Here is a 7,816-nt window from a genome sequence, read left to right as displayed (position 1 = left end):
ACCAAACGGCGACGGTTACAACGATACGTGGAATATTTCGACTTTAGCTAATCAATTGCAAGCAAAAATCTTTATATTTGACCGCTTCGGTAAGCTCTTGAAACAAATCAGTACAACCAGCCAAGGTTGGGACGGTACGTTCAACGGTGATCCGATGAAAGCGGATGATTATTGGTTCACAATTCAGTATTCTGAAGGTGGAGTTTTAAAAGAATTTAAATCGCACTTTGCATTAAAACGTTAACAATGAATTTTAAAAAGAGGTACCTGGCGCTGTTATTTTTAATAACCCAAATCTCATTTTCTCAAGAAGGTATTCCGATTTATTCAGATTATTTGTCGGATAACTATTATTTGATTCACCCTTCAATGGCTGGTGCAGCTAACTGCGCAAAGATCCGTGTTACAGCCCGGCAGCAATGGTTTGGTGTTGAAGACGCTCCGGCACTTCAAACGGCAAGTTTTAATGGTCGATTAGGCGAGCAATCTGGTGGAGGGATCATCGTGTTCAACGATAAGAATGGATATCACTCACAAAGAGGTGTAAAATTAACCTATGCACACCATATTATGTTTTCAAGAAGTGAAGTCGACTTAAATCAACTCTCATTTGGTATGAATGTTGGTTTAATTCAATCACAGCTAGATGAAACTGAGTTTTTTGAATTCGATCCGGCCGTAGGTGGTGTAATACAAAGGGACTCATATTTTAATGTTGATGTAGGAGCTAGTTACAACTACTTAGATTTTTACACACATTTAACGGTGAAGAATTTGCTGACAAGCTCTAGAGATTTGTATACTGATATTGAATCTCCAAATTTGAGAAAGCTTCTTCTTAGCGCAGGTTATACGTTTGGTGATGCAGATCGTATTTTGTGGGAACCTTCGGTATTATTTCAATTAGTTGATGAAACGCAAGAAAAATCTATTGATTTTAATTTGAAAGCGTACAGAAATGTGAGTTTTGGTCAACTTTGGGGAGCTTTGTCTTACAGAAGATCATTCGATTCTGCACAGTTTGAGCAAAACGGTAGCGTTAACAGTCAGCGTTTACAATATATCACGCCTATTGTTGGTGTAAATTATAAGCAGTTTATGTTTGCGTACACGTACTCGCATTTATTGGGCGACATACAGTTCACAAATGGAGGATTTCACCAAATTACATTAGGTATTAATTTATTCTGTGAGCGCGAGAAGTTTGATTGTAATTGTCCTGCGATCAACTAGAAAAGTTTAGTTATTAATTCAATCCCGGTCTTAACGATCGGGATTTTTTATTGGTTTTTTATGGTAATAGAAGTAAGAGGCTTTAAGCCTTTAGTACCTGAAAGTTGTTTTTTGGCGCCAACGGCCTGCATTATAGGCGATGTTCAGTTAGGTTTAAATTGCAGTGTGTGGTTCAATGCAGTAGTACGGGGCGATGTAAACAGCATTCGAGTCGGTAATCAAGTGAATATCCAAGACGGAGCTATTATACATGCCACTTTTGAAAAGCATGCAACTAGTATCGGAGATCGCGTTTCTATAGGTCATAATGCCATTGTGCACGGCTGTACAATTCACGATGACGTTTTGATAGGAATGGGATCCATAGTTATGGATGGTTGCGTTGTAGAGTCAAACTGCATCATTGCAGCTGGCGCTGTGGTAACTCAACATTCAAGATTAGAGTCAGGATGGATTTATGCAGGTGTTCCTGCAAAAGCAGTTAAACGAATTGATACATCTGCTTTTAGTGGAGAAATTGAACGCATTGCTAGAAACTACATCATGTACAGTTCGTGGTTTTCTGACTTGGAATCTAAATAGTGATTAGCGCTGTTTATAGAAATTAACTACGGTCTGTTTATAGTTGGGAAGACTCCAGATTTTTAAAAATTTTGTTCAATTATAACTGCCTCAGAAGAATTCAACAAGCTTTTTAATACAATGCCATTTTTGTTGGTGTAAAAAGTAAGCGTTGGTTTTTGATCACTAACTAAAAGATTATTTTGTTCTAATACGTTTCTTGTTTGTTTCGCCACAGCTTCGCCTGAATCGATGATCTGGATATGAGTAGGTAAGATTTCTTTTATTACTGGAATAAGGTACGGATAATGACTGCATCCGAGAACAAGATAGTCTATGTTCTGTTCAATCATCGGATTTAGATAAATTTTTAGCAACTCTCTCATTTCGGCACTTTCAATCATCCCGTTTTCAATCAGTGGAACCAAGTTATGGCCAATTTGCTCAATGATCTTGACGTTTTTATGGCTTTGTACTGCTTTGCTAAAAAGCTCGCTGTTAATGGTTCCCTTGGTCGCTAATATTCCAATAGTTTGTGTTTGGGAATTTAACGCGGCAGGTTTTATCGCGGGCTCAATTCCTATGAAAGGAATTTGATACTTTGAACGAAGCTCTTTTATGGCATTGGTTGTGGCCGTATTACAAGCAACTACAATTATTTTGACGTTTTTCTCTAAAAGAAATTCAGTGTTTTTTTCTGACAGATGTATTATTTCTTCTTTACTCTTTTGCCCATAAGGTGCATTTGCACTATCTGCTAAGTAGATCGTGTTTTCGTAGGGAAGTAGCTTGTGGATTTCTTTCCAGATCGAAGTTCCTCCCACACCCGAATCAAACAAACCAATTGCTTGTGTACTCATACAACAAAGTTAAAAAAAAACTGCCCGAGGTTTTTCGGGCAGTTTAGTAAATCATGTTCTAAATTTATTAGAACCCTAATTCTTTTTTAACATCAGGAGTTAAGTCTGGACCGTCGGCTAAAAGTAATCCTGCACTGTTGAATACATATTGATATCCTTTAGCTTTACCAACTTTTTGAATCGCAGCTTTTACTTTCTCTTCAAGTGGTTTCATTAAGTCGCCTTCTTTTGTACTTAATTCCTTTTGAGCTGTTTCACGAAACTCACGGATTCTTTTTTCTAAATCCTGTAATTCTTTCGCTCGTTCTTCATTAATTTTCGTCGATACAGTTTCAGCTTCTTGCTCGTACTTTTTCAGACGTGCTTGGTATTCATCGACCATTACTTTAAAGTCGTTATCGTACTGCTGACCTAATTTCTCGAGTTGTTTTTGTGCATCGATGTAAGCAGGCATTTTAGTCATCAATTCAGCCACATCAATATGTGCGGATTTGGCTTGTGCGTTCGTGTTTAAAGACACGCCTAAAACCAGTACGGCAGCGATTAGTAAAGTTTTCAATTGTTTCATCATCAAATTAAAATTAAAAAGGTGTTAATTATTATTTTTAGGAGTTGTAGCTCCTTGTTCTTCGGGTTTGGTAGCATCTTTATTTTCTTCCTTAGCCTTTTTTGCTGCTTCTCTTGTAGCAGCCGCTTTTGCTTTACGGTCTTCTAATTCTTGTTTTCGTTTTGCGATAGCAGCATCTCTTTCGGCCAGTTTTGCTTGTCTTTGAGCCTCTCGTGCCGCTATAATAGAGTCTTTATTAACCGTAGGCTTTGGTCTTGCAGTTGCTGTAGAATCTGAACTTGTTTTTTGCTGAGCAGCAGGTTTTGCATTAGTGTCAGTACCCTTGTCGGAGCCACCTGTCGCAGAAGTTTTTGTTGAAGTTTTCCCGGTTGTTCGTGCTTCTACGGCCGCTTTTCTTTTTGCATCTGCTTCTTCTCGTTTAGCTTGTGCCGCCGCTTTTCTTTCTTCAATCAACTTATCTCTTTGTGCTTTTTTCTCCTCAAGTCTTTTTCGTCGTTCAGCTAGAGCCGGATTTTCATCTTCTAAGTTCTCCTCATACTCTTTCTTTTCTTCTTCCTGAATTTCTTTCTTACTCTTCTGTGTGCGTTTAGAAGCTCTAGAAATTGCTCTAATTACTTGATCGCTGATATCAAAGCGCTTTGCAGAAAATATCATCGTTAAATCAGACGATTTATCGAATACAAAATCGTACTTTTTTTGTTCAGCAATATCTTGAATTGCCGTGAATACTTGGTCTTGTACCGGCTTTACCAACATTGCTTTTTGAACGATATAATCGCCTTGTGGGCCGAAGTGTTTTTGTTGAATTGCAGATAATTCGTTTTCCTGAAAAGCAATTTCTTCTTCCTTTTCTTCGATTAACTGTTTCGTGAGTAGGACGCGCTCTTTAGCCAGCTCTTCCTTTAGTTTAGTAATATCGTTCCTTTTAGTTTCAATTTCTTGCTTCCACTTTTGTGCTTTAAGTTCCAATTGGTTTTTGGCCTCGATGTAATCCGGTACATTTTCGAGAATATAGTTCATATCGATATAGCCAATGCGAACGCCTCGACCCGATTGTGCTTGAGCGCTAAGAGCGGCTGTTGCAAATAAAAATAAAACCAATTTTTTCATATACTCTTTAACTTAAGAAAATATCATGCCAAATCTAAAATTGTTGTCCAATGATGAAATGGGTTTCCCAACCGTTTGCCTGCGTTCTGCCTGGGGTGGGATCAAATCCATGTCCAAAATCAATACCCAGTAGTCCGAAAGCTGGCATAAAAACACGCAAACCAAATCCGGCAGATCTTTGCAAAACAAAAGGATTGTATTCCTTGAAGTTGTTGTATCCTGCACCTGCTTCCAAGAAAGTTAGTGCATAGATAGATGCTGCCCCTTTTAATGTAATTGGATAACGCAATTCTAACGAAAATTTATTATAAATTGTTGCCCCTGGTTGACTTACAGTACCGTTTTGACTCTCTACTAGTGGAGTTAACGATTGGTTTGGATAACCGCGCAACTGTATTGTTTCTCTTCCGTCAAGCATAAAATTCGCTAAACCGTCTCCTCCAAGGAAAAAACGTTCAAAAGGGACGTCTCCACGAGCACTGTTATAATTTCCTAGGAAACCAAATTCAGCCAAAGAACGCAGTACGAATTTATCATAAATTTTTGTATACCAATCAGCTCGTATTTTAATTTTATAATATTCTAACCAATTGAACTTCTGTTGGTCAACTTTTGAAAGATCAGCAGAAGCATCTTCTGGGCCGTCAGCTCGAACCGTTGCATTACGGGTAACTGTCCCGTCTGCGGCAACTAAGTCAACTTGTTTTATATAATCACCAGGAAAAATCTGACTACCATCAGCGCCACCAATAACCGTCGTTCCGTTATTTCTTTGCTTATTTTCAGGCAGATTATCCAGATTGGCGTAGTCTATACCGTTAAATAGCGAATAGGGTGGTGTGAATTTTGCTGAAATACTGAATTCCGAACCATAAGTTGGAAAGATAGGATTGACACCTTTGTTGTTGCGGGTTAATCCAACTGAATAGGCTAAGTTTCTAGAGGCTCCATCTCCGAAATTGAATAGTCCTACATTGTAGTTGTTTAAGTCGTAATACTGGAAACTAAGAGATTGCGATAGAACAAACGAATCATCTGGAACAGTTAATTGCTTTGCTAGTCCAACCGATAATGTAATAATGTTGAAACTTCTACTTCTATCGACATTGTTGGTTCTGAAATCATTCAAGAATTGTTTTGAATACGACAAAGACGTACTAAAACTTACCGGTTTTTTGCCGCCAAACCAAGGTTCTGAGAAAGACAAGCTGTAGGTTTGGAAAAAGGCACTTCCTTGTAAGCGAAGCGATACGCGCTGACCGTCGCCCATAGGCAATGGGGTGTAAGCTTCTTTTTTAAACATATTTCTTGCAGAGAAGTTGTTGAAAGACAAACCGAGTGTGCCAATAAAACCACCACCGCCGTAACCTCCTTGGAGTTCAATTTGGCTCGACCCTTTTTCTACAAGATTGTATTCAATATCAACAGTTCCCGCTGCTGGATCAACATTCTTAAATTTCGGATCAATCGCTTCAGGATCGAAGAATCCTAAGGCACCAATTTCTCGAATTGTTCTAATGATAGCGTCTTTGTTATACTTCTGACCCGGTTTTGTGCGCAACTCTCGGTAAATTACTTTATCGTTAGTTTTATCGTTACCAACAACAGAAATTTTATTAAAATACGCCAGCGGACCTTCGACAATTCTAATTTCAAAGTCTATCGTGTCGTTGTACGTTCGCGTTTCTACGGCATTGATGTTCGAAAACAAGTAGCCGTTATTTTGATATAAGTTTGTAATATCTTCATTATCAGGTTTGGTTGGATCACTAATTCGCTTTTCCAACAAAACGCCATTGTAAACTTCACCTTTCTTAATTCCCAAAAGTCGATTAAGCTGTTGGTCGGTATAAATGGAATTCCCTAAAAATTTAATATTTCCAAAGTAGTATTTTCTACCTTCTTCTACTTGAATTTTTATGGAAAGACGATCTTTTTTCTCACTATATGCTACAGTATCAGAAATAATACGTGCGTCTCTAAATCCTCTTGATGTGTATGCTTTTACAATTGCATCTAAGTCTTCTTCGTATTTGTCTTTTATATATTTAGATCGTTTGAAAAGGCGGATGGGATTGATCTTCTTGGTATTCTTCATCGCCTTTCGAATCTTAGCGTCGGAAAGTTTTTCATTGCCGTCGATTTCAATGCTGCTAATTTTTACCTTATCGCCTTTGTCGATGTTAATCAGCATGTTAACCAAATTGCCTGCAGTTGTGTCCGGAATAGTTCGAACAATTGCTTTGGCCTTATAAAAACCTTCTTTCCGATATTTGTTTTCGATGTAATTACGCGTGGTGGTAATTAAGTTTTCGTTTACTATTTTTCCTTTTGTAAGTCCGTTGTCTTTTATAAGTGTTTCTGCTTTTCCCTTTTTTACACCGTTGATTTTCACATCATTTAACTTCGGTAATTCAACTAAATTTAAGTTTAGCCAAATAGAGTCATTGCTAGTTTTTTCTATGTAAAAATCAATCTCACTAAACAAGCCAAGCTTTCCTAATTTTTTGATAGCTGTACTTAGTTCCTCTCCAGGAACTGTAATTGGTTTTCCCTTTTCAAGTCCAGCAAAAGTGGTTACAACTTGCGCATTGTAGGTTGTTTTACCGGTTATCGCAACGTCGGCAAGGATATAGGTAGCGCCTTTGTCAAAATCAGGTCGAATTTGTGCCTGAACGGCTAATATTCCAAAGAAAAAGAGGGCAAGGGAGACAAATAGTAAATTCTTGTTTAACACTAATGTTTATTTTAGTTGTTCGCTGGTTTTTCCAAATCGGCGTTCGCGTTTCTGGAAACTTTCCAAAGCTTCATATAAATTCTCTTCGTTAAAATCAGGCCACAGCACATCCGTAAAATAGAGCTCTGCATAAGCGAGCTGCCACAACAGAAAATTACTGATGCGATGTTCGCCACTGGTTCTGATTAATAAATCAACATCCGGTAATGAACGCGTGTAAAGATGCTGATTTATAATTGTATCGTTAATATCGCTTTCGCTGATTATATTATTTTTAACTTTCTCGGCAATTTTCTTAACAGCTTGCGTGATCTCTTCTCTAGACCCGTAACTCAATGCAATTGTGAGTGTTAGCCTTTTGTTGTTGGCTGTTTTTTCAATTACATGAATTAACTCTTTTTTAGCTGCTTTTGGCAACATATCGATATTCCCAATTGCCTCCAGCTTCACATCATTTTCAACAAGTGTGTTTAGTTCTCGGCGAAGCGATTTTATCATCAATTTCATCAATAAATCGACTTCCAACTTCGGGCGTTTCCAATTTTCAGTACTAAAAGCATACAGCGTTAAATTCGGAATACCAATTCGCGCACAAGCCTCAATCACTAGTTTTACTGTATTGGTGCCGTTTTCATGTCCAATCGACCGCGAAAGCCCTTTCAACTTTGCCCAACGCCCATTGCCATCCATAATAATGGCGAGGTGCTGAGGCAGTTTTGCAAAGGTGGGTATACTTTTTTCGCTCAT

8 protein-coding genes are annotated in these 7,816 nt (G+C 38.1%); 3 read left to right on the top strand and 5 right to left on the bottom strand.

Annotated features, from left to right (window positions below):
* From CHX27_RS13110 to CHX27_RS13100, 3 genes are all read left to right on the top strand, one after another.
* On the top strand, positions 1–244 hold a 244-nt coding region (locus CHX27_RS13110; protein ID WP_133063475.1), incomplete at its 5' end, for a T9SS type B sorting domain-containing protein.
* Between the two features lie 2 nt (positions 245–246).
* Entirely contained in the window at positions 247–1,233 is a 987-nt protein-coding gene (locus CHX27_RS13105; RefSeq protein ID WP_094487213.1) for a PorP/SprF family type IX secretion system membrane protein, read from the top strand.
* A gap of 60 nt (positions 1,234–1,293) precedes the next feature.
* Positions 1,294–1,815: a gamma carbonic anhydrase family protein gene (locus CHX27_RS13100; RefSeq protein WP_094487212.1), complete on the top strand. Its 522-nt coding sequence runs from the start codon at positions 1,294–1,296 to the stop codon at positions 1,813–1,815.
* A gap of 62 nt (positions 1,816–1,877) precedes the next feature.
* Here the strand turns inward: CHX27_RS13100 and murI are convergent, their stop codons facing one another.
* The 5 genes from murI to CHX27_RS13075 all read right to left on the bottom strand — a co-directional run bounded on the left by murI (position 1,878) and on the right by CHX27_RS13075 (position 7,816).
* The gene (gene murI, locus CHX27_RS13095; protein ID WP_094487211.1) at positions 1,878–2,654 is read right to left on the bottom strand and encodes a glutamate racemase; all 777 of its coding nucleotides are present in this window, start codon (positions 2,652–2,654) and stop codon (positions 1,878–1,880) included.
* A gap of 67 nt (positions 2,655–2,721) precedes the next feature.
* Complete coding sequence (locus tag CHX27_RS13090) at positions 2,722–3,222, bottom strand: OmpH family outer membrane protein (RefSeq protein ID WP_094487210.1); 501 nt, start codon at positions 3,220–3,222, stop codon at positions 2,722–2,724.
* A 24-nt stretch (positions 3,223–3,246) separates the two neighbouring features.
* On the bottom strand, positions 3,247–4,332 hold the full coding sequence (locus CHX27_RS13085; protein WP_094487209.1) for an OmpH family outer membrane protein: 1,086 nt from the start codon (positions 4,330–4,332) through the stop codon (positions 3,247–3,249).
* Positions 4,333–4,366: 34 nt separating this feature from the next.
* Positions 4,367–7,069: a BamA/OMP85 family outer membrane protein gene (locus CHX27_RS13080; RefSeq protein ID WP_094487208.1), complete on the bottom strand. Its 2,703-nt coding sequence runs from the start codon at positions 7,067–7,069 to the stop codon at positions 4,367–4,369.
* 6 nt (positions 7,070–7,075) lie between these two features.
* Positions 7,076–7,816, bottom strand: coding sequence for an isoprenyl transferase (locus tag CHX27_RS13075; RefSeq protein WP_094487207.1), 741 nt, complete (start codon positions 7,814–7,816; stop codon positions 7,076–7,078).

This window comes from Flavobacterium aurantiibacter (genome assembly GCF_002251775.1).
Classification (GTDB): domain Bacteria; phylum Bacteroidota; class Bacteroidia; order Flavobacteriales; family Flavobacteriaceae; genus Flavobacterium; species Flavobacterium aurantiibacter.
Note: the sequence above shows the minus strand (reverse complement) of the source record. Positions and strands in the feature narration are given on the sequence as shown.